This window comes from Streptomyces nidicola (genome assembly GCF_050106155.1).
In the GTDB taxonomy this organism is placed as follows: Bacteria; Actinomycetota; Actinomycetes; order Streptomycetales; family Streptomycetaceae; genus Streptomyces.
The window spans coordinates 2,378,839-2,399,465 of the sequence record NZ_JBNBPI010000001.1 but is presented as its reverse complement, the minus strand read 5'-3'; the positions used below and the strand labels follow the sequence as shown (position 1 = coordinate 2,399,465).

Here is a 20,627-nt window from a genome sequence, read left to right as displayed (position 1 = left end):
TCCTTTCGGGTGGCAGGCAGGTTTGCAGCCTACCGGCGGGTTCCCGGCCAGTGATCCCTTGACCTAGAAGTTCGTGGGTAGCTACGTTCTGCGTGACGGAATCTTAATTCCACTTTGTGGAAACGTCCAGAGGTCGGGTGGGTCCCGGTGGGTCTTGACGGTTCCCGAAGTCTGAGTGAAAGTCCTTCAACAGAACGTTGAAGCTTGAGGAGGCCCAGGTGTCGGACGCCGAAGTCCAGATCGAACTCGTGCTGCGCTCGACGCGCGTCGTCACTCCCGAAGGTACGCGCCCCGCCTCGGTCGCCGTCGCCCAGGGGAAGATCGTCGCGGTGCTCGCGCACGACGCCGAGGTCCCGGCCGGGGCCCGCCTCGAGGACTTCGGCGACGACGCGCTGCTGCCCGGCATCGTCGACACGCACGTGCACGTCAACGACCCGGGGCGCACCGAGTGGGAGGGCTTCTGGACCGCCACCCGCGCCGCCGCGGCCGGTGGCATCACGACCCTCGTCGACATGCCGCTCAACTCCCTGCCGCCGACCACGACCGTCGACAACCTTCGTACGAAGAAGGACGTCGCCGCCTCCAAGGCGCACATCGACGTCGGCTTCTGGGGCGGCGCGCTGCCCGACAACGTCAAGGACCTGCGCCCGCTGCACGACGCCGGGGTCTTCGGCTTCAAGTGCTTCCTGTCGCCCTCCGGTGTCGACGAGTTCCCGCACCTGGACACCGACCGGCTCACCGCCTCCATGGCCGAGATCGCCGGCTTCGGCGGCCTGCTCATCGTGCACGCCGAGGACCCGCACGAGCTGGACGTGGCGCCCCACAACTCCGGCCCCAAGTACGACGACTACCTCGCCACCCGCCCCCGGGTCTCCGAGGACGTCGCCATCAAGGGCCTCATCGACACCGCGAAGCGGATCGGCGCCCGCATCCACATCCTGCACCTCTCCTCCTCCGACGCGCTGCCGCTGATCGCCGCCGCGAAGGCCGAGGGTGTCGAGCTGACCGTCGAGACCTGCCCGCACTACCTCACGCTCACCGCCGAGGAAGTCCCGGACGGGGCGAGCGAGTTCAAGTGCTGCCCGCCGATCCGCGAGGCCGCCAACCAGGACCTGCTGTGGCAGGCGCTCGCCGACGGCACCATCGACTGCATCGTCACCGACCACTCGCCGTCCACGGCCGACCTCAAGACCGACGACTTCGCGACCGCCTGGGGCGGCATCTCCGGCCTCCAGCTGAGCCTCTCGGCCATCTGGACCGCCGCCCGCGACCGCGGCCACTCCCTTGAGGACGTGGTCCGTTGGATGTCCGAGCGCACGTCGAAGCTCGTGGGCCTCGACGACCGCAAGGGCGCCATCGCCGTCGGCCGCGACGCCGACTTCGCCGTCCTCGCTCCCGAGGCCACCTTCAACGTCGACCCGGCCGCCCTCCAGCACCGCAACCGCGTCACCGCGTACGCGGGCAAGACGCTGCACGGCGTCGTGAAGTCGACCTGGCTGCGCGGCGAACGCATCGTCGCCGACGGCGAGTTCACCGCCCCGCAGGGGCAGCTGCTCGAAAGGAACAAGTAACACCATGTCCGCGACTTCCGGGTCCTCCGCGATACCCCACTTCACCGGCGACGCCAGCCCCTACGGCGGCGGCGACCCGTACGCCGACTACCGCACCGCGGACTTCCCGTTCACGCAGGACGCGAACCTCGCCGCGCGCCAGCTCGGCGCCGGCGTGATCGCCGCGAACGACGAGTTCTTCGCGCAGCGGGAGAACCTGCTCGTGCCCGAGCGCGCCGAGTTCGACCCGGAGCACTTCGGCCACAAGGGCAAGATCATGGACGGCTGGGAGACCCGCCGTCGCCGCGGCGCCTCCGCCGACCATCCGTGGCCGACGCAGGAGGACCACGACTGGGCCCTCGTCCGGCTCGGCGCGCCCGGCGTGATCAGCGGCATCGTCGTCGACACCGCCCACTTCCGCGGCAACTACCCGCAGGCCGTCTCGGTCGAGGGCACGTTCGTCGAGGGCGCGCCCACGCCCGAGGAGCTGCTCGCCGACGACGTGAAGTGGACAACGCTCGTACCCCGCACGGCCGTCGGCGGCCACGCGGCGAACGGCTTCGTCGTCGACTCCCCGCAGCGCTTCACGCACCTGCGCGTCAACCAGCACCCCGACGGCGGCATCGCCCGCCTGCGCGTCCACGGCGAGGTCCTCCCGGACCCGAAGTGGCTCGCCACGCTCGGCACCTTCGACGTCGTCGCCCTGGAGAACGGCGGCCGCGCCGAGGACGCCTCGAACCTCTTCTACTCGCCGGCCTCGAACACCATCCAGCCGGGCCGCTCCCGCAAGATGGACGACGGCTGGGAGACCCGGCGCCGCCGCGACACCGGCAACGACTGGATCCGCTACCAGCTCGTCGCCCAGTCGCAGATCCGCGCCATCGAGATCGACACGGCGTACCTGAAGGGCAACAGCGCCGGCTGGGCGTCGGTGTCCGTGAAGGACGGAGACGAGGGTGACTGGGTCGAGATCCTGCCCCGCACCCGCCTCCAGCCCGACACGAACCACCGCTTCGTGCTCGACACCCCGGCGGTCGGCACGCACGCGCGCGTCGACATCTACCCGGACGGCGGCATCTCGCGCCTGCGCCTGTTCGGCTCCCTGACGGACCAGGGCACCGCTCAACTGGCGGCCCGCCACGCGGAGTTGGGTGCGTAACCGCTACTCTGCTCGACTTGCGGGGCACACCGGCCTGACAGCACCGGTGTGCCCCGCATTTGCATTGCCCCCGTTACGCCGCGTGCCCGCCGTCCACCGCGAACTCGGCGCCCGTCACGTACGAGGCCCCGTCGCCCGCCAGATACGCGACCGTCGACGCCACCTCGTCCGCGGTGCCGTAGCGGCCGAGCGCCGTCGCCGCGGCCTGGCCCTGCGCGTAAGGCCCGTCGGCCGGGTTCATGTCGGTGTCCGTCGGGCCCGGGTGCACGATGTTCGCCGTGATGCCGCGCCCGCCCAGCTCACGGGCGAGCGCCTTCGTCAGCCCGATCAGGGCCGCCTTGCTCGTGGCGTAGAGCGTGCCGCCGGGGCCCGGCACGTGCTGGGCCATGCAGGAGCCGACGGTGACGATCCGGCCGCCCTCCGGCAGCCGGGCCGCCGCGGCCTGCGAGGTGAGGAAGACGCCGCGCACGTTCACGTCGAGCGCCCGGTCGACGTCCGCGACGGTGAAGCCGTCCAGTGGTCCGAGCGCGCCCACGCCCACGTTGTTGACCAGCACGTCGATCCGGCCGAGCCCGGCCACGGTCCGCTCCACCGCCTCCGCCGCCTCACCCGCGTCCGCCGAGTCGGCCCGCACCGCGAGCCCCCGCCGCCCCAGCGCCTCGATCCGCCGCACCACTTCGTCCGCGGCCTCCTTGCCCTGTACGTAGGTGAGCGCCACGTCGAAGCCGTCGCGGGCGAGCCGCAGCGCCGTCGCCGCGCCGATTCCGCGCGAGCCGCCGGTCACCAGAGCCACCTTGCCGTTCATGTCGCCTCCTGTAGGGAGCGGATGTTGTGGCTTCAAGTACAGCGATCCGCGGAGGCGAGTACTGGCGGCAAACGGACGCCGATGTCGGGTGACGCATGTGAACTGATGGAAAACAGCCGTGAGTTGGTGTTGACATGCCCACCTCTACGCGCGTCACACTGTGGGGCATGAAGACTCCCCCACGCTTCATCAGTGCCATCGCCGTTGCCGCCGCCCTTCTCCTGGGCGGCGTGGGCGGCTCCACCGCGATCGCCGCACCGGCCGCGCAGGCCCCGGCCGTCGCCTCCCACACCGTCTCGGCCGCCGATGTCGGCGACATCTGCGCCTCCGCGCTGCCCGCCGAGGCGCACGACACCCTGGACCTCATCGAGCAGGGCGGACCGTACCCGTACGAGCAGGACGGCACGGTCTTCTCGAACCGGGAGGGCATCCTCCCCGACCAGTCGTCCGGCTACTACCACGAGTACACGGTGATCACCCCGGGCTCGGACGACCGCGGTGCCCGCCGCATCGTCACCGGGAACTCCGACAAGGAGGACTACTACACGGCGGACCACTACGCGTCCTTCGACCTGGTGGACTACACCTGCTAGTCAGTTCTTGCGCTGGGCCTCGACGGCCGCGAACACGGCGAACGCGAACACGATCAGCGCGACGCTGCCGTACACCTCGTGGCCGTCGAGGAACCCGATCCGTTCGATCAGCCCCCAGCCCAGCCAGCCGGTGAACTCGTGCAGGATGCCGACCGCGCCCTGGAGCAGGGCGAAACCGGCGACGACCTCGATGATCTGCAGCCACTCCTTCTTGTTCATGCACAGGACTCTCGCCCCGCGGACCCCCCACCCACATCGGCCGCGGGGCGAGCCCCGCAGGACTCCGGTAGCGGAGCGCGGGCGCCGGCCGCGACCAAAGTCGACGGGGGTACGACTTTGGTCGCGGAAGCGGCGCTCGGGGCGGTGCGGGGCGCCCGGGGTGCGTAGATTTGTCGTCCATGGAAGCAGTGCGGCAGACCGGAACCCCGCAGGCGGCGGACACGCCCGCCGAGCGATGGCGCCGACGGCTGCTGCCCTCGGCCGTCGCCGACGAGCTCGACCTGGACCCCGAGGGCCAGCCGGGCCGCAGGCGGCGCACCGCCCGTGACTGGATCGTCGACTTCAGCTGCTTCGGGATCGCCGTCTTCCTCGGCCTGATCTTCGCCGAGCAGGTCGGGGACGACCCGAACACCCCGCCCGCCGTCGCCCTGCTCGACCAGGTGCTCGGCGCCGCCGCCTGCGCCGGGATCTGGCTGCGCAGACGCTGGCCGCTGGGCCTCGCCCTGGCGATGATCCCGGTCGGCTTCCTGTCCAACACCGCGGGCGGCGCGTCCATGATCGCGGTGTTCACGCTCGCCGTGCACCGCCCGTTCCGCTTCGTCGGCTGGGTGGCGGGCATCTCCATCGCGCTCATCCCGCTGTTCTTCTGGCTGCGGCCCGACCCCGAGTCCTCGTACCTGCTGTCGGTGTCGTTCACCGTCATCATCACGATCACGGTCGTCGGCTGGGGCATGTTCGTCCGCTCCCGGCGCCAGCTCCTGATGTCCCTGCGGGACCGGGCGCGGCGCGCCGAGACCGAGGCCCAGCTCCGCGCCGAGCAGGCACAGCGGCTCGCCCGCGAGGACATCGCGCGCGAGATGCACGACGTGCTCGCCCACCGCCTCACCCTGCTGAGCGTGCACGCGGGCGCCCTGGAGTTCCGCCCCGACGCACCCCAGGGCGAGATCGCCCGGGCCGCGGGCGTGATCCGGGAGAGTGCGCACGAGGCGCTGCAGGACCTGCGCGAGATCATCGGCGTGCTGCGCGCGGCGGACCACGGCGACGAGTCGGGGAGGCCGCAGCCCACGCTCGCTGCGCTCGGCGCCCTGGTCGCCGAGTCCCGCGAGGCGGGCATGAAGGTCGACCTCGACAACCGGGTCCCCGAAGCGGAGTCCGTGCCCGCCTCCACAGGACGCACCGCCTACCGCATCGCCCAGGAGGGCCTGACCAACGCCCGTAAGCACGCCCCCGGCGCCGAGGTCGCGGTCACGGTCGAGGGCAGCGCGGGCGACGGCCTCACGGTCACCGTGCGCAACCCACCGCCGCCCGGCAAGGTGCCGCACGTCCCCGGCTCCGGGCAGGGCCTGATCGGCCTCACCGAACGCGCCACGCTCGCGGGCGGCCGGCTCGACCACGGGCCCGAGCCGGACGGCGGTTTCGCGGTGCGGGCGTGGCTTCCGTGGCCGGAGTGACGTCCGCCGTGAACCGCACGGTGGGGGACCGCGGTGATCGTCGCTCGCTACGGTGGCCCCTATGACCGCGATCCGCCTGCTCATCGTCGACGACGACCCCCTCGTGCGCGCCGGGCTCACCTTCATGTTCGGCGCCGCCGAGGACATCGAGATCGTCGGCGAGGCCGCCGACGGCAGTGAGGTGGACGCACAGGTGGCCCGGCTGCACCCGGACGTCGTCCTCATGGACCTGCGCATGCCGACCCTGGACGGCCTGTCCGCCACCGAGGCGCTGCGGGCCCGCGAGGGCGCACCCGAGGTGATCGTCCTGACCACGTTCCACGCGGACGAACAGGTGCTGCGGGCGCTGCGCGCGGGCGCCGCCGGCTTCGTCCTCAAGGACACCGCGCCGGGCGAGATCGTCGAGTCGGTGCGCCGGGTGGCGGCCGGCACCCCGGTCCTTTCGCCGACCGTGACCCGGCAGCTCATCTCCAAGGTCTCGGGCGACGACCCCGCCGAGGACCGGCGGGCACGCGCGCGTACACGCATGGCAGAACTGGCCGAGCGCGAGCGGGAGGTGGCCGTCGAGGTGGGCCGCGGCAGGTCCAACGCGGAGATCGCCGCGACGCTCTACATGAGCGTCCCCACGGTCAAGACCCACGTCTCCCGCATCATGGCCCGGCTCGACCTCAACAACCGCGTACAGATCGCGCTGCTCGCCCACGACGCGGGGCTGCTGGACGACGCCTGAGCGGTGTCGGTGCCTCGGGGTAGATTCACAGCGTTCAACGAGGCAAGTGCTCGAAGGGGTGGGGATGGCGGCACCACGTCGGCGGACGGTACGTGATCTGCGGCGCGGCAACCGCGCCGTCGTCCTGAGCAAGCTGTACTTCGACGGGCCGCTCAGCAGGCAGGAGTTGGGGCCGCTCACGGCGCTCAGTTCGGGCTCCATCAGCAACGTGGTGGCCGAGCTCGTCGCCGACGGACTCCTGGAGGAGGCGGGCTCGGTCGAGTCCGACGGCGGCCGTCCCCGCACCCTGCTGCGCGTCGCCCCGCGCAGCGGCCACCTCGTGGGCGTGGACGTCGGGGAGACCCGCGTGCGCGTGGAGCTGTTCGACCTCGCGCTCGGTGAACTCGCGCGCGTGGACGAGCCGTTGCCCACGGCGGCGCGCGACGGCCGCTGCGACGCCAAGGACGTCGTACGTCTCATCACCACGGGCCTGACACGGGTGCTGGCCGACGCGGAGGTGGCCCCCGAATCCCTCCTCGGCGTCGGCATCGGCGTGCCCGGCATCGTCGACGCCTCGGGCGGGGGCGGCGCGGTGGTGCACGGCCAGACCATCGGCTGGGACGGGGTCCCCCTGGAGGCCATGCTCCGCGCCCCCGACGGTCTGCCGCCCGAACTCCCGGCGCAGCTCCCCCTGTTCCTCGACAACGGCGCCAAGACCCTCGGCCGCGCCGAGATGTGGTTCGGCGCGGGCCGCGGCGCCCGCAACGCCGTGATCGCGCTCATCGGCTCCGGCGTCGGCGCCTGCGTCATCGCCGACGGCCTGCCCTACCAGGGCGCGTCCAGCAGCGCGGGGGAGTGGGGCCACACCGTCCTTCAGGTCGGCGGCAGGGTCTGCCGGTGCGGCGCCCGCGGCTGCCTGGAGGCGTACGTCGGCGCGGAGGCGCTGCTCGCGCGCTGGCGGGAGGCGGGCGGCAGCTGGGCCGCGGCGGACGAGGAGGGCGCGCTGGCCGAGCTCCTCGAAGACCCCTCCACGGGGGGCCTGTTGGACGAGACGGCGGAGTTCCTCGGCGCGGGCATCGCCGACCTGGTCAACCTGTTCAACCCGGAGCGGATCGTCGTGGGCGGCTGGGCGGGCCTCATGCTCGGCCCCCGCCTGCTCACCCCCGTACGCCGCGCGGCCGCGTCCTACGCCCTGCACCACCCCTTCACCCAAACCACGGTGGAACTGGGCCGCTTGGGCCCCGACGCGGTGACGGTGGGCGCGGCGACGCTGCCGTTGGCGAGATTCCTGGAGACGGGCGGCCGATCAAGTGACGGCTAGCTCGATCCCCTTGCGGCGACTGGGCATTTTCAGCCCCTGCGGCGATTGAGCAGCGGGGTCCGGGGCGGAGCCCCGATCTTTCCAGCCCCGCCGGCGATTGAGGCGCGGGGTCCGGGGCAGAGCCCCGCGACGTGGGCAACGCCCACGGTCACCCCCGGGACGGGAACGCACGGGGAACGCCAGGAGTTGACACGACGAAAGCCAGAACCGGGCAACGGGAGGCGGCACGACATGACCGACAACGGTGAGATCGTCGACCTGGGAGAACTGGCCGGGGGCGCGCCCCGATTCCACGCCGACCCCTACCCGGTCTACGCGCGGCTGCGCACCCGCGGCCCCGTCCACCACGTCCGCACACCCGGCCCCGGCCCCACCGAGGACCTCTACCTGATCGTCGGCCACGAGGCCGCCCGTGCCGCATTCACCGACCCCCGCCTGGTCAAGACCCCACCGTGGGGTCTGGAGGGCGACATGATGGGCCTGCACCTCCTCTTCGCCGACCCGCCGGAGCACGGCCGCCTGCGCTCCCTGGTCACGCGTGAGTTCACCCCGCGCCGGGTCGCGGCGCTCGCCCCGCGCATCCAGAAGCTCACGGACGAGCTGCTCGACGACATGGTGCCGCGCGGCAGCGCCGACCTGATCGGCGCCCTCGCCTTCCCCCTCCCGTTCGCGGTGATCTGCGAACTCCTCGGCGTCCCCGACATCGACCGCGAGCGGTTCCGCCGCATGTCGACGCAGGTCGTGGCGCCGACCAGCGAGGAGGAGGCCTACGCGGCTCACGTCGAACTGGTCGGTTTCCTGGACGAGTTGATCGCGGCCAAACGCGACGCGGCCCCCGCCGACGACCTGCTGAGCGCGCTGATCCGGACCACGGCGGAGGACGGCGACCGCCTCTCGCCCAGCGAACTGCGCGGCATGGCCTTCCTCCTGCTCATCGCCGGCCACGAAACGACGGTCAACCTGATCGGCAACGGCGTCCGCGCCCTGCTCCAGCACCCGGAGCAACTCGCGGCGCTGCGCGCCGACATGACGCTCCTGGACGGCGCGGTGGAGGAGATGCTGCGCTACGACGGCCCGGTCGAGACGGCCACGCACCGCTTCGCGGCGGAGCCGGTGGACATCGACGGCACGGTGATCCCGGCGGGCGCGCCGGTGCTCATCGGCATCGCCACGGCGAGCCACGACCCGCACCGCTTCGCGGACCCCGACCGCTTCGACATCCGCCGCGACGCCCGCGGCCATGTCGCCTTCGGCCACGGCATCCACTTCTGCCTGGGCGCTCCGCTCGCCCGCCTGGAGGGCCGCATCGCCGTCCGTAGCCTCCTGGAACGGTGTCCCGACCTGACCCTCGCCGAGGACCCGGACGGGTGGCTGCCCGGCATGCTCATCAGGGGCACGAGGAGCCTGCCCGTACGCTGGTGATCACTTCACCGGACCGTATATGCAGGAGAGCCGCCCATGACCGCGTCGACGCCACCCGCCTTCGACCTCGGCATGGCCCAAAAGGCCCTGGAATCCCAGCCGTTCAGCCGACTGCTGGGGACCAGGGTCACTGAATTCGGCCACGGAGTGGCCACGCTCGAGCTGGACATACGGCCCGAACTCCAGCAGCAGAACGGGTTCGTGCACGGCGGCGTGCTCTCCTACGCGGCCGACAACGCGCTGACGTTCGCGGCGGGCTCCGCCCTCGGGCCGTCCGTCCTCACGTCGGGCTTCTCCATCCAGTACGTGCGGCCGGCCCAGGGGGCCGTCTTGGTGGCCCGCGCCGAAGTGGTGAACGCGGGGCGCCGCCAAGCAGTGGTGCGCGTCGACCTGACGACGGCGGACGGCGAGGGCGGCGAGCCCACGCTGTGCGCGGTGGCGCAGGGCACGGTGCTCACCGTGTAGCAGGGGTCCGCCCTATTGCGGCTGGCCCCCGGCGATCTCCTCCATCCGTACCACCCGCCGCTCCGCCCGCGACACCTCGCACGCCTCCGCGACCCGCAGCGCGCGCAGGGCCTCGCGGCCGTCGCACGGGTTGGTGCGTTCGCCGCGGACGACGTCGACGAAGGCCTTCAGTTCGGCCTCGTACGCGGGGGCGAAGCGTTCCAGGAAGCCGGGCCACGGCTTCGTGGCGGCCGGTGGGCCCTCCGGTTCCGTGGAGGCGACCGGGGTCCGGTCGTCGAGGCCGACGACGAGGGTGTCCCGCTCCCCGGAGAGCTCCATGCGCACGTCGTAGCCGGCGCCGTTGCACCGCGTCGAGGTGGCGGTGGCCAGGGTGCCGTCGTCGAGGGTCAGGACGGCCGCGGCCGTGTCCACGTCGCCCGCCTCGCGGAACATCCCGGGCCCGGCGTCGGAACCGGTCGCGTACACCTCGACGACCTCGCGCCCGGTCACCCACCGCAGCATGTCGAAGTCGTGGATGAGGCAGTCCCGGTAGAGCCCGCCGGAGAGCGGGAGGTACGCGGCCGGTGGCGGCGCCGGGTCGGAGGTCAGCGCTCGCACCGTGTGCACCCGGCCGAGTTTTCCCTCCTGAACGGCGGCCCGCGCCGCCGTGTACCCGGCGTCGAAGCGGCGCTGGAAGCCGAGTTGGAGCACCGTGCCCGCCGCCTCGACCTCCGCGAGCGCGGCCAGCGTGCCCGGCAGGTCGAGCGCGATCGGCTTCTCGCAGAAGACCGGGAGCCCGGCCCGCGCCGCCCGCCCGATCAGCTCCGCGTGTGCCGAGGTCGCCGCGGTGATCACGAGCGCGTCCACGCCCCACGTGAAGATCTCGTCGACGCTCGGGGCGGCCGTCGCCCCGATGCGGTCGGCGAGCGCGACTGCTCGTGCGGGTTCGGCGTCCGTGACGACCAGGGAGCCGACCTCCCGGTACCGCTCCAGTACGCCCGCGTGAAAGGTGCCGATGCGGCCCGTTCCGATGAGTCCGATGCGCATGGCACCCAACGGTGACGCGCCCCCGGGTGGGTGTCAATCGTTTGTCCTGACAAACACCCGTCCGCGCCGGAGGGTCGCTGGAAGCGCTTGTCCTGACAACCGGACCTCCGGACTTCCCGTCAAGAACTCCCACCGATAGCCTCGCTCCGTGTCCAAACCCCCAGCCGACCCGACCGTCGACCTCGGTCTCAGCGTCGACCGCAGCAGCCCGGTGCCGCTGTACTTCCAGCTGTCCCAGCAGCTGGAGGCGGCGATCGAGCGCGGCGCCCTGACCCCCGGCAGCCTGCTCGGCAACGAGATCGAGCTGGCGGGCCGGCTCGGGCTGTCCCGGCCCACCGTCCGCCAGGCCATCCAGTCGCTCGTCGACAAGGGGCTGCTCGTGCGCCGCCGCGGCGTCGGCACCCAGGTCGTGCACAGCCAGGTCAAGCGCCCCCTCGAACTGTCCAGCCTGTACGACGATCTGGAGGCGGCGGGCCAGCGCCCCGAGACCCGGGTCATCGCCAACACCCTCGTGCCCGCCCCCGCGGAGGCGGCCGCGGCGCTCGGCGTCGCGGAGGGCGAGGAGGTGCACCGCGTCGAGCGGCTGCGGCTCGCGCACGGCGAACCGGTCGCGTACCTCTGCAACCACCTGCCCACAGGGCTGCTCGCGCTCGACGACGAGCGGCTCGTGGCGACCGGCCTGTACCGCCTGATGCGGGCCGCGGGCATCACCCTGCACAGCGCCCGCCAGTCCGTCGGCGCCCGCGCCGCAACCGCCGTCGAGGCCGAGCGGCTCGGCGAGCAGGAGGGCGCGCCGCTGCTCACCATGCAGCGCACGACGTACGACGACACGGGCCGCGCGGTCGAGTTCGGCTCGCACACGTACCGGGCCTCGCGCTACTCCTTCGAGTTCCAACTCCTCGTACGGTCCTGAGAGTTGTGCGCCCGGTCGACGGAGCGCAGGTCGTCAGAATGTTCTGACAAATTCATTGACGCTGCGGTGGGACCCGGCTACAAACACCTCCAGCCGCACCGGGCGGCCGGAGGAGAGGTGGCTCCACCATGCTCAGGACCCGCAAAGCCCGCACGGCCGCAGGCAGCGTCGTCGTCGTGGCCGTGCTCGCGCTCGCCGCAGGATGCAGCGGCTCGGGCGGCAAGGACTCGGAGGACGAGGCCGACGGCAAGGGCGGCGGCAAGGCCGTCAGCACGCCCCGCATGAAGATCGCGATGGTCACGCACTCCGGCGAGGGCGACACCTTCTGGGACATCGTCCGCAAGGGCGCCCAGCAGGCCGCCGACAAGGACAACGTCCAGTTCCTCTACTCCAACGACAAGGAGGCCAAGGGGCAGGCCGAGCTGGTGCAGGCCGCGATCGACAAGAAGGTCGACGGGATCGTCGTGACGCTGGCCAAGCCGGAGGCGATGGAGTCCGTGCTGGCGAAGGCGAAGACCGCGGGCATCCCGGTCGTCTCGATCAACTCCGGCTCGCAGTTCTCGGAGAAGTTCGGCGCGCTCAGCCACATCGGCCAGGAGGAGGGCGTGGCCGGCGAGGCGGTCGGCACCGAGCTGACGAAGCAGGGCAAGAAGAACGTCCTGTGCGTCATCCACGAGCAGGGCAACGTCTCCCTGGAGCAGCGCTGCGACGGCGTCCGCAAGACCTTCAAGGGCGACGTCGAGAACCTCAACGTGGAGGGTACGAACGCCCCCTCCGCCCAGTCGTCCATCGAGGCGAAGCTCCAGGCGGGCAAGGACATCGACGCGGTCGTCGCGCTCGGCGCCCCCATCGCGGCGCTCGCCGTGAAGGCCAAGGACGACGCGGGCAGCAAGGCGGAGATCTCCACGTTCGACCTGAACGCCGAGGTCGTGCGCCGCCTCAAGGCGAAGGAGGTCACCTTCGCCGTCGACCAGCAGCCCTATCTTCAGGGCTATCTGGCGGTGGACGAACTGTGGCTCTACAAGAGCAACGCGAACGTGCTCGGAGGCGGCGAGCCGGTCTTCACCGGCCCGGCGATCGTCACCGAGAAGGACGTGCCGCGCCTGGAGAAGTACACCGCGCGCGGTACCCGGTGAATGGATGCATGATCCCCGTGACCCATACTTGTGCGTTTGGGACCGGAATGGGGTCCTTATGGACCGGCGTACGGTCCGCCGGGGTCGGCCCGCCGATCCCGGTCGATGACGCAGCAGACCAAGAAGGGCACGGCCTCGTGGCACGGTTTCGGACCTGGGTGAGCATCGCGGTTGCGGGGGCTCTCGGCCTCTCGCTCGCAGGGTGCAGCAGCACCGGCGGCAAGCGGGCGGAGGACGCCAGGAAGTCCCAGGCCGCGCAGGGCAGGGCGGCGGTGGACACGCCCCGCTGGACCTTCGCGATGATCACCCATTCGGGCGATGGCGACACCTTCTGGGACATCGTCCAGAACGGTGCCAGGCAGGCGGCCACCAAGGACAACATCAACTTCCTCTACTCGCACAACGAGGAGGCCCAGCAGCAGGCGCAGCTCGTCGACGCCGCCGTCGACAAGAAGGTCGACGGCATCATCGTCACGCTCGCCAAGCCGGACGCGATGAAGTCCGCCCTGGCCCGCGCCGAGAAGGCCGGCATCCCCGTCATCACGGTGAACTCGGGCTCGGAGATCTACAAGAAGTACGGCGCCATCTCGCACATCGGCCAGGACGAGACCATCGCCGGCGAGGCCGTCGGCAAGGAGCTCAACAAGCGCGGCAAGAAGAAGGCGCTCTGCGTCCTGCACGAGCAGGGCAACGTCGGCCACGAGCAGCGCTGCGCGGGTGCCAAGAAGACCTTCGACGGCAAGATGACGAACCTGTACGTCGAGGGCACCAACATGCCCGACGTGCAGTCCTCCATCGAGGCCAAGCTGCAGTCCGACACGTCGATCGACTCGGTCGTCACGCTGGGCGCCCCGTTCGCCGCCACCGCGGTGAAGGCCAAGGAGGACGCGAGCAGCAAGGCCGAGATCGACACCTTCGACCTGAACGACAAGGTCGCCCAGGGCCTCAAGGACGGCGACCTCGGCTTCGCCGTCGACCAGCAGCCCTACCTCCAGGGCTACGAGGCCGTGGACCTGCTGTGGCTCTACCGGTACAACGCCAATGTGCTCGGCGGCGGCCTGCCGGTCCTGACCGGCCCCGAGATCGTCACCAAGGACCAGGCAGCCAAGCTTCAGGAGTACGCGAAGCGGGGGACGCGATGAGTACGACGACTCCACCAAGCACGGAAAAGGTCGACGAGCGGCTGGTCAAGGCCTCGCCGTGGAAGAAACTGCTCGGCCGGCCCGAACTGGGTTCGGTCATCGGCGCCGTCGCCGTCTTCATCTTCTTCATGATCTTCGCGGACAGCTTCCTGCGGCCGACCAGCCTCGCGACGGTCCTGTACGCGTCCTCGACCCTCGGCATCATGGCCGTGCCCGTGGCGCTGCTGATGATCGGCGGCGAGTTCGACCTGTCGGCGGGCGTCATGGTCACGTCCTCGGCGCTGATCTCGTCGATGTTCAGCTACCAGATGACGGCGAACACCTGGGTGGGCGTCGGCGTCTCGCTCCTCGTGACGCTCGCCATCGGCGTCTTCAACGGCGTCATGCTGACCCGCACCAAACTCCCCAGCTTCATCATCACGCTCGGCACGTTCCTGATGCTGACGGGCATGAACCTGGGCTTCACGAAGCTGATCAGCGGCACCGTCTCGACGAAGTCGATCGCGGACATGGAGGGCTTCGATTCGGCCAAGTCCGTCTTCGCCTCCACGTTCAGCATCGGCGGCGTCGACTTCAAGATCACGATCGTCTGGTGGCTCGCCCTCGTCCTGGTGGCCACCTGGATCCTGCTCCGTACCCGCATCGGCAACTGGATCTTCGCGGTCGGCGGTGACCTCGCCTCGGCCCGCGCGGTCGGCGTCCCGGTCAACAAGACGAAGATCGGCCTCTACATGGGCGTCGCGTTCGGCGCCTGGATCTCCGGCCAGCACCTGCTCTTCTCCTACGACGTCGTGCAGTCCGGCGAGGGCGTCGGCAACGAGCTGATCTACATCGTCGCGGCCGTCATCGGCGGCTGTCTGATCACCGGCGGCTACGGCTCGGCGGTCGGCGCGGCCATCGGCGCGCTGATCTTCGGCATGACCAGCAAGGGCATCGTGTTCGCCGAGTGGAACTCGGACTGGTTCAAGTTCTTCCTCGGGGCGATGCTGCTCCTCGCGACCCTGCTCAACGCGTGGGTCCGCAAGCGCGCGGAGGCGAGCAAATGACGACTGGCGAGCAGATGACGACCAAGGACACGGCGCCCGCGCCGCTCGTCGAGCTGGACGGCGTCAGCAAGTTCTACGGCAACATCCGCGCCCTCGACGACGTCTCGCTCGTCGTGCACGCGGGCGAGATCTCCTGCGTCCTCGGCGACAACGGTGCCGGCAAGTCGACCCTCATCAAGATCATCGCGGGTCTGCACCAGCACGACGGCGGCCGGTTCTCGATCGAGGGCGAGGAGACCCGCCTCAGCAACCCGCGCGACGCCCTGAACCGGGGCATCGCCACGGTCTACCAGGACCTCGCCGTGGTGCCGCTGATGCCGGTGTGGCGCAACTTCTTCCTGGGCTCCGAGCCCACGAAGGGGAAGGGCCCCTTCAAGCGCCTCGACGTCGAGCTGATGCGGCGGACGACGCACGAGGAACTGGCCCGCATGGGCATCGACCTGCGCGACGTCGACCAGCCGATCGGCACGCTGTCCGGCGGTGAGCGCCAGTGCGTCGCCATCGCCCGCGCCGTCTACTTCGGCGCGAAGGTCCTCGTCCTCGACGAGCCGACGGCGGCGCTCGGCGTCAAGCAGTCCGGCGTCGTGCTGAAGTACGTGGCGGCGGCACGTGACGCGGGCCTCGGCGTGGTGCTGATCACGCACAACCCGCACCACGCGTACCTCGTGGGGGATCGGTTCGTGCTGCTCAAGCGGGGCGGGATGTTCGGCAGCCACTCCCGCGACGAGATCACGCTGGACGAGCTGACGCGGCAGATGGCGGGCGGCAGCGAGCTGGACGACCTTCAGCATGAGCTGGAGCGGGCGCCGGTGCCGACGCATTTGGGCGGTCATACGGCTGACGGGGCCGGGAAGTAGGGGCCTCCGTTACGCGCGCCTGCGTGTGGGTTTCCGGGTTCCCCGGGCGGCTGCGCGTCGCGTCGTTGGTCACCTTTGCGCAGTTCCCCGCGCCCCTTTAGGGGCGCGGGGAACTGCGCACGCCAACGCCGTGTGGCTGGAGGCAGACGTTCCGGCCCGCCCCGACGCGGCGGAAAACCCGGTATGCGGCGGAGCCGCCCCGTGAGGCAGAATCGCCGCAATGAGCACCTACCGCGACCTCGCACACCGTGGCAGCGCACGGGCCACCGTCCTGCGGACGGTCGGCACCCGCGAGCGCCGCTCGCACACGACGGCCCCGCGCGTACCCACCGTCGGCATCGACATCGGCGGCACGAAGGTGATGGCCGGCGTCGTCGACGCGGACGGCACCATCCTGGAGACGCTCCGTACGGAGACCCCGGACAAGTCCAAGAGCCCCAAGGTCGTCGAGGACACGATCACGGAGCTGGTGCTCGACCTCTCCGACCGGCACGACGTGCACGCCGTCGGCATCGGCGCGGCCGGCTGGGTGGACGCGGACCGCAACCGCGTCCTGTTCGCGCCCCACCTGTCGTGGCGCAACGAACCCCTCCGCGACCGCCTCGCGGGCCGCCTCGCGGTCCCCGTGCTCGTCGACAACGACGCCAATACCGCCGCCTGGGCGGAGTGGCGCTTCGGCGCCGGACGCGGCGAGGACCACCTGGTCATGATCACGCTCGGCACGGGCATCGGCGGCGCGATCCTGGAGGACGGACAGGTCAAGCGCGGCAAGTTCGGCGTCGCCGGCGAGTTCGGCCATATGCAGGTCGTCCCCGGCGGGCACCGCTGCCCGTGCGGCAACCGCGGCTGCTGGGAGCAGTACAGCTCCGGCAACGCCCTGGTCCGCGAGGCCCGCGAGCTCGCCGCGGCCGACTCCCCGGTCGCGTACAACATCATCGAGCGGGTCCAGGGGCACATCCCCGACATCACCGGGCCGCTCATCACGCAGCTGGCCCGCGAGGGCGACGCCATGTGCGTCGAGCTGCTCCAGGACATCGGCCAGTGGCTGGGCGTCGGTATAGCGAACCTGGCGGCGGCGCTCGACCCGTCGTGCTTCGTCATCGGCGGCGGTGTGTCGGCGGCCGACGACCTGCTGATCGTCCCCGCGCGGGACGCCTTCAAGCGGCAGCTCACCGGCCGCGGCTACCGGCCCGAGGCCCGTATCGCCCGCGCCCAGCTCGGCCCCGAGGCCGGCATGGTCGGCGCCGCGGACCTGGCCCGGCTCGTCGCCCGCCGCTTCCGCCGCGCCAAGCGCCGCCGCGTCGAGCGCCACGAGCGGTACGAGAGGTACGCCCGCACGCGCAGCACGACCGGCTCGCCCGTGGACGGCGCGGAGCAGGGCTAGCCCGGGTGCCAGCGCCTCAGACGCCTCAGACGCCGCGGACGACGCCCGAGACAGTGACAGGAAAGCCAGCCATGACCGTGCCCCGCCAGCCCCCGTCCGCGGACGAAGCGCCGCGACCGGCCGAGGACCGCGGCCATGTGATCCGACGCCGCGTCCTCACGCTCCTGACCATCGTGCTGCTCATCGGCATCCCCGCCGGCTATCTGGTGATCTCCGCGGGCCAGAGCCGGGACAGCGGCAAGGACAAGGAGGCGAAGTACTCGATCACCGGGCTCACCGTCGGCTGGCCGTCCAAGGTGCAGCGTCGCCTCTACCAGATCCCGATCCCGGCGCACTCGCGCAACGTCGCCTACTACGAGACGAACAACTACAAGGTGAGCCGCCTGTACGCGCAGTTCCTCACCAGCAACAAGGGACTCGACGAGTTCCTGGAGAACGTCGACGCCGGCTACACGGTCGGTGACCTGGCGACCGACGACATCGCGATCAGCGAGCGCGACCGGAAGATCGCGGGCTGGGACTTCACGGGCCCTGGCCCCTGGTACGGCCTCACCCACGCCCAGAAGGACCCGTCGCCGACCCAGACCATCGTCGTGAACCGCTCCAACCCCGACCACCCCATGGTGTACGTGGTGTCGATGACGCACCCCTGAGCGCACCCATGACCCGTGCCCGGGTCCGGTCTTCTTCACGGCGTCCCCACTCCTGGTCCACACCCCGAACCCGGAGTGAACACGTCACGTCCATTGTGGGGACCCGCCACTAGATCGCTCAGGTGCACTGGCTAGCGTGGCGGGTGTGAGTGACACGAAGACCCCGCGCCTGCAGTACCGATTCGACGGCCGTGACGACGACTCCGCCCCGGTGCTCATCCTCGGCCCGTCGCTCGGCACGACGTGGCACATGTGGGACCGCCAGGTGCCCGAGCTGGCCCAGCACTGGCGGGTGTTCCGCTTCGACCTGCCAGGACACGGCGGTTCCCCCGCGCACCCGGCGGGTTCCGTCGAGGCGCTCGCGGAGCGGCTGCTCGCCACGCTCGACGACCTGGGCATCCAGCGCTTCGGCTACGCGGGCTGCTCGCTGGGCGGCGCGATCGGCGCGGAGCTCGCGCTGCGCCACCCGGAGCGCGTCGCGTCGCTCGCCCTGATCGCCGCCTCGCCGCGGTTCGGCACCGCCGACGAGTTCCGCCAGCGCGGCGTCATCGTGCGCAGCAACGGCCTGGACCCCATCGCCCGTACGGCGCCCGAGCGCTGGTTCACGCACGGCTTCGCCTCCGCGCAGCCCGCGATCACGGACTGGGCGGTGCAGATGGTCCGCACGACGGACCCGGGCTGCTACATCGCCTCCTGCGAGGCGCTCGCCGCCTTCGACGTCCGCGAGGACCTCGCCGACATCGGCGTGCCGACGCTCGTCCTCGTCGGCTCGGAGGACCAGGTCACGGGGCCCGCCGAGGCCCGCACGCTGGTCGCCGGCATACCGGACGCCCGCCTCGCGGTCGTGCCCGGCGCCTCCCACCTGGCCCCGGTCGAGCAGCCGGCCGCCGTCACCGACCTCCTCGTACGGCACTTCACCTCGGCCTGGACCGCCGTCCACGAGACCGGGCAGACCGCCATCCAGGCCGCCCCGGTCAAGCCGGTCCTCGCGCCGCCGCCCCCGTCGGCCCCGCCGCGCGCGGAGATCGCGGCCGCGCAGCAGCCGGAGGCCGCGACCCGGCCCGACCCGCACGACGCGGGCCTCAAGACGCGCCGCGAGGTCCTCGGCGACGCGCACGTCGACCGGGCGCTGTCCACGGCGGACGACTTCTCCGGTGACTTCCAGGAGTTCCTCACCCGCTACGCGTGGGGCGAGATCTGGTCCCGTCCGGGGCTCGACCGCCGCACGCGCTCCTCGGTGACCCTGGCGACCCTGGTCGCGGGCGGCCACCTCGACGAGCTGGTGTTCCACACGCGCGCGGCGCTGCGCAACGGCCTCACGGCCGCGGAGATCAAGGAAATCCTGCTGCAGACCGCCGTCTACTGCGGCGTCCCGGCCGCGAACGCGGCGTTCAAGGTGGCGCAGCAGGTGATCCGCGAGGAGACCACGCCCCAGGAGTGATCCCTGGAGCGACCCGGGGCGTGAAACGGGGCGCGGGCGGGCGCAGGATGGGACGTATGAAGCTGACGAAGAAGACCCACGCCTGCGTCCGGCTCCAGAAGGACGGGCAGACGCTCGTCATCGACCCGGGCGGATTCTCCGAGGAGGACGCGGCCGTCGGTGCCGACGCGATCCTCGTGACGCACGAGCACCCCGACCACTTCAACGAGGACCGGCTGCGCGCCGGGATGGAGGCCAACCCCGGCGCGCACATCTGGACCCTGAGGTCGGTCGCGGAGCAGATCTCCGCCGCGTTCCCCGGCCGCGTCCACACGGTGGGCCACGGCGACACGTTCACGGCCGCCGGGTTCGACGTCCAGGCGCACGGCGAGCTGCACGCCGTGATCCACCCGGACATCCCGCGCATCACGAACGTCGGCTATCTCGTCGACGGCGGCACGGTCTTTCACCCCGGCGACGCCCTCACCGTCCCCGACCATCCGGTCGAGACGCTGATGCTGCCCGTCATGGCGCCCTGGAACAAGATCGCCGAAGTGATCGACTACGTACGGGAGGTCAAGCCGCGCCGCGCGTACGACATCCACGACGCGCTGCTCACGGACCTCGCCCGGCCGATCTACGACAACCAGATCGGCGGACTGGGTGGCACGGAGCACCTGCGCCTCACCCCCGGGGGCTCGGCGCAGGTCTGAGGTGCCCGCGGGCTACCTCTTAAGAAGAGCGTGTGCGGGCTACTTCTTAAGAAGCTCGACGACCTCGTCCGTGGAGCCGATCTCCGCGATGCGCGGGAAGATCTTGCCGAAGCTGTGCTCGTGGGACTCGGCGTCCGTGTCGGTCGTCGCGTCGTCGACCAGCACCAGGTTGTAGCTCAGCTCCCACGCGGAGCGGGCGGAGGACTCGACGCCGATGGACGTCGAGATGCCGCAGAGCACGATCTGCGTGACGCCGCGGCGGCGCAGCTGGAGGTCCAGCTCGGTGCCGGTGAAGGCGCCCCAGTGCCGCTTGGTGATCACGATGTCGTCGCCGAGCGGGCCGAGCTCGTCGGGGAACTCGGAGAACGCGGGCGGCGGCGCCTGCGTCATGGCGCCCGCGGCGGCGCGGCCCGTCGGGAGGTCGCCGCCGTCCTGCGACCAGGCGACCTTCACGCGCACGACCGGCAGGCCCTTGGCGCGGAAGGCCTCGGCGAGCTTGGCGCCGTTCTTGAGGACGTCGGCGGAGGGGTGCACGGTCGGCAGGCCGAGGATGCCGTTCTGGAGGTCGATGAGGACGAGGGCGGGACGCTCGTCGAGGGGGGTGTTGATCGTCATGTTCGACAGGCTAACTGTCTAACAGAAA

General features: G+C 71.3%; 21 protein-coding genes. 17 read left to right on the top strand and 4 right to left on the bottom strand.

What is annotated here, in order from left to right; translation table 11 throughout:
- Nucleotides 1-218: 218 nt before the first annotated feature.
- Together allB and alc are read left to right on the top strand one after the other, a co-directional pair.
- Entirely contained in the window at nucleotides 219-1,571 is a 1,353-nt protein-coding gene (allB, locus tag ACOKM3_RS11030) for an allantoinase AllB (protein ID WP_426899382.1), read from the top strand.
- 4 nt (nucleotides 1,572-1,575) lie between these two features.
- On the top strand, nucleotides 1,576-2,709 hold the full coding sequence (gene alc, locus ACOKM3_RS11025) for an allantoicase (RefSeq protein WP_426899380.1): 1,134 nt from the start codon (nucleotides 1,576-1,578) through the stop codon (nucleotides 2,707-2,709).
- A 73-nt stretch (nucleotides 2,710-2,782) separates the two neighbouring features.
- Here alc and ACOKM3_RS11020 read toward each other — a convergent pair whose 3' ends face one another.
- Nucleotides 2,783-3,514: a 3-oxoacyl-ACP reductase family protein gene (locus tag ACOKM3_RS11020; protein WP_426899378.1), complete on the bottom strand. Its 732-nt coding sequence runs from the start codon at nucleotides 3,512-3,514 to the stop codon at nucleotides 2,783-2,785.
- A gap of 167 nt (nucleotides 3,515-3,681) precedes the next feature.
- Between ACOKM3_RS11020 and ACOKM3_RS11015 the strand changes: the two genes are divergently transcribed.
- The gene (locus tag ACOKM3_RS11015) at nucleotides 3,682-4,107 is read left to right on the top strand and encodes a guanyl-specific ribonuclease (RefSeq protein WP_426899376.1); all 426 of its coding nucleotides are present in this window, start codon (nucleotides 3,682-3,684) and stop codon (nucleotides 4,105-4,107) included.
- On the opposite strand, the gene ACOKM3_RS11010 is transcribed toward ACOKM3_RS11015, so the two are convergent.
- The gene (locus ACOKM3_RS11010) at nucleotides 4,108-4,326 is read right to left on the bottom strand and encodes a hypothetical protein (RefSeq protein ID WP_426899374.1); all 219 of its coding nucleotides are present in this window, start codon (nucleotides 4,324-4,326) and stop codon (nucleotides 4,108-4,110) included.
- A 179-nt stretch (nucleotides 4,327-4,505) separates the two neighbouring features.
- Here ACOKM3_RS11010 and ACOKM3_RS11005 point away from each other — a divergent pair, with 179 nt between their 5' ends.
- The 5 genes from ACOKM3_RS11005 (at nucleotide 4,506) to ACOKM3_RS10985 (ending at nucleotide 9,694) form a co-directional block, all read left to right on the top strand.
- Nucleotides 4,506-5,777 carry a sensor histidine kinase gene (locus tag ACOKM3_RS11005; RefSeq protein WP_426899372.1) on the top strand — a complete coding sequence of 424 codons (1,272 nt, stop codon included), beginning with the start codon at nucleotides 4,506-4,508 and terminating at the stop codon, nucleotides 5,775-5,777.
- A 61-nt stretch (nucleotides 5,778-5,838) separates the two neighbouring features.
- Complete coding sequence (locus ACOKM3_RS11000) at nucleotides 5,839-6,507, top strand: response regulator (protein ID WP_426899370.1); 669 nt, start codon at nucleotides 5,839-5,841, stop codon at nucleotides 6,505-6,507.
- A 64-nt stretch (nucleotides 6,508-6,571) separates the two neighbouring features.
- On the top strand, nucleotides 6,572-7,807 hold the full coding sequence (locus tag ACOKM3_RS10995; protein WP_426899368.1) for an ROK family protein: 1,236 nt from the start codon (nucleotides 6,572-6,574) through the stop codon (nucleotides 7,805-7,807).
- A gap of 231 nt (nucleotides 7,808-8,038) precedes the next feature.
- Nucleotides 8,039-9,229 carry a cytochrome P450 family protein gene (locus tag ACOKM3_RS10990; RefSeq protein ID WP_426899366.1) on the top strand — a complete coding sequence of 397 codons (1,191 nt, stop codon included), beginning with the start codon at nucleotides 8,039-8,041 and terminating at the stop codon, nucleotides 9,227-9,229.
- Nucleotides 9,230-9,265: 36 nt separating this feature from the next.
- Nucleotides 9,266-9,694, top strand: coding sequence for a PaaI family thioesterase (locus ACOKM3_RS10985; protein WP_426899364.1), 429 nt, complete (start codon nucleotides 9,266-9,268; stop codon nucleotides 9,692-9,694).
- Nucleotides 9,695-9,706: 12 nt separating this feature from the next.
- Here the strand turns inward: ACOKM3_RS10985 and ACOKM3_RS10980 are convergent, their stop codons facing one another.
- Nucleotides 9,707-10,720: a Gfo/Idh/MocA family protein gene (locus ACOKM3_RS10980; RefSeq protein ID WP_426899362.1), complete on the bottom strand. Its 1,014-nt coding sequence runs from the start codon at nucleotides 10,718-10,720 to the stop codon at nucleotides 9,707-9,709.
- A 148-nt stretch (nucleotides 10,721-10,868) separates the two neighbouring features.
- Here ACOKM3_RS10980 and ACOKM3_RS10975 point away from each other — a divergent pair, with 148 nt between their 5' ends.
- The 9 genes from ACOKM3_RS10975 to ACOKM3_RS10935 all read left to right on the top strand — a co-directional run bounded on the left by ACOKM3_RS10975 (nucleotide 10,869) and on the right by ACOKM3_RS10935 (nucleotide 19,984).
- Nucleotides 10,869-11,633: a GntR family transcriptional regulator gene (locus ACOKM3_RS10975; protein WP_426899360.1), complete on the top strand. Its 765-nt coding sequence runs from the start codon at nucleotides 10,869-10,871 to the stop codon at nucleotides 11,631-11,633.
- A 128-nt stretch (nucleotides 11,634-11,761) separates the two neighbouring features.
- On the top strand, nucleotides 11,762-12,769 hold the full coding sequence (locus ACOKM3_RS10970; RefSeq protein WP_426899358.1) for a sugar ABC transporter substrate-binding protein: 1,008 nt from the start codon (nucleotides 11,762-11,764) through the stop codon (nucleotides 12,767-12,769).
- A 137-nt stretch (nucleotides 12,770-12,906) separates the two neighbouring features.
- Entirely contained in the window at nucleotides 12,907-13,911 is a 1,005-nt protein-coding gene (locus ACOKM3_RS10965) for a sugar ABC transporter substrate-binding protein (RefSeq protein WP_426899356.1), read from the top strand.
- Nucleotides 13,908-14,957: an ABC transporter permease gene (locus ACOKM3_RS10960; protein WP_426899354.1), complete on the top strand. Its 1,050-nt coding sequence runs from the start codon at nucleotides 13,908-13,910 to the stop codon at nucleotides 14,955-14,957. The genes ACOKM3_RS10965 and ACOKM3_RS10960 overlap by 4 nt, the downstream gene beginning before the upstream one ends.
- Entirely contained in the window at nucleotides 14,954-15,814 is an 861-nt protein-coding gene (locus ACOKM3_RS10955) for an ATP-binding cassette domain-containing protein (protein WP_426899352.1), read from the top strand. The genes ACOKM3_RS10960 and ACOKM3_RS10955 overlap by 4 nt, the downstream gene beginning before the upstream one ends.
- A 220-nt stretch (nucleotides 15,815-16,034) precedes the next feature.
- Nucleotides 16,035-17,198: an ROK family glucokinase gene (locus ACOKM3_RS10950; protein ID WP_327656907.1), complete on the top strand. Its 1,164-nt coding sequence runs from the start codon at nucleotides 16,035-16,037 to the stop codon at nucleotides 17,196-17,198.
- Between the two features lie 71 nt (nucleotides 17,199-17,269).
- A complete protein-coding gene (locus ACOKM3_RS10945) occupies nucleotides 17,270-17,851 on the top strand; it encodes a sugar kinase (RefSeq protein ID WP_426899349.1) in 582 nt (193 codons plus the stop codon).
- A gap of 145 nt (nucleotides 17,852-17,996) precedes the next feature.
- Nucleotides 17,997-19,292, top strand: a complete 1,296-nt coding sequence (gene pcaDC, locus ACOKM3_RS10940; protein ID WP_426899347.1) for a bifunctional 3-oxoadipate enol-lactonase/4-carboxymuconolactone decarboxylase PcaDC — start codon at nucleotides 17,997-17,999, stop codon at nucleotides 19,290-19,292.
- A gap of 56 nt (nucleotides 19,293-19,348) precedes the next feature.
- Complete coding sequence (locus ACOKM3_RS10935; RefSeq protein WP_426899345.1) at nucleotides 19,349-19,984, top strand: MBL fold metallo-hydrolase; 636 nt, start codon at nucleotides 19,349-19,351, stop codon at nucleotides 19,982-19,984.
- A 39-nt stretch (nucleotides 19,985-20,023) separates the two neighbouring features.
- Here ACOKM3_RS10935 and ACOKM3_RS10930 read toward each other — a convergent pair whose 3' ends face one another.
- On the bottom strand, nucleotides 20,024-20,599 hold the full coding sequence (locus ACOKM3_RS10930; RefSeq protein WP_266715331.1) for a hydrolase: 576 nt from the start codon (nucleotides 20,597-20,599) through the stop codon (nucleotides 20,024-20,026).
- Between the last annotated feature and the right edge of the window lie 28 nt (nucleotides 20,600-20,627).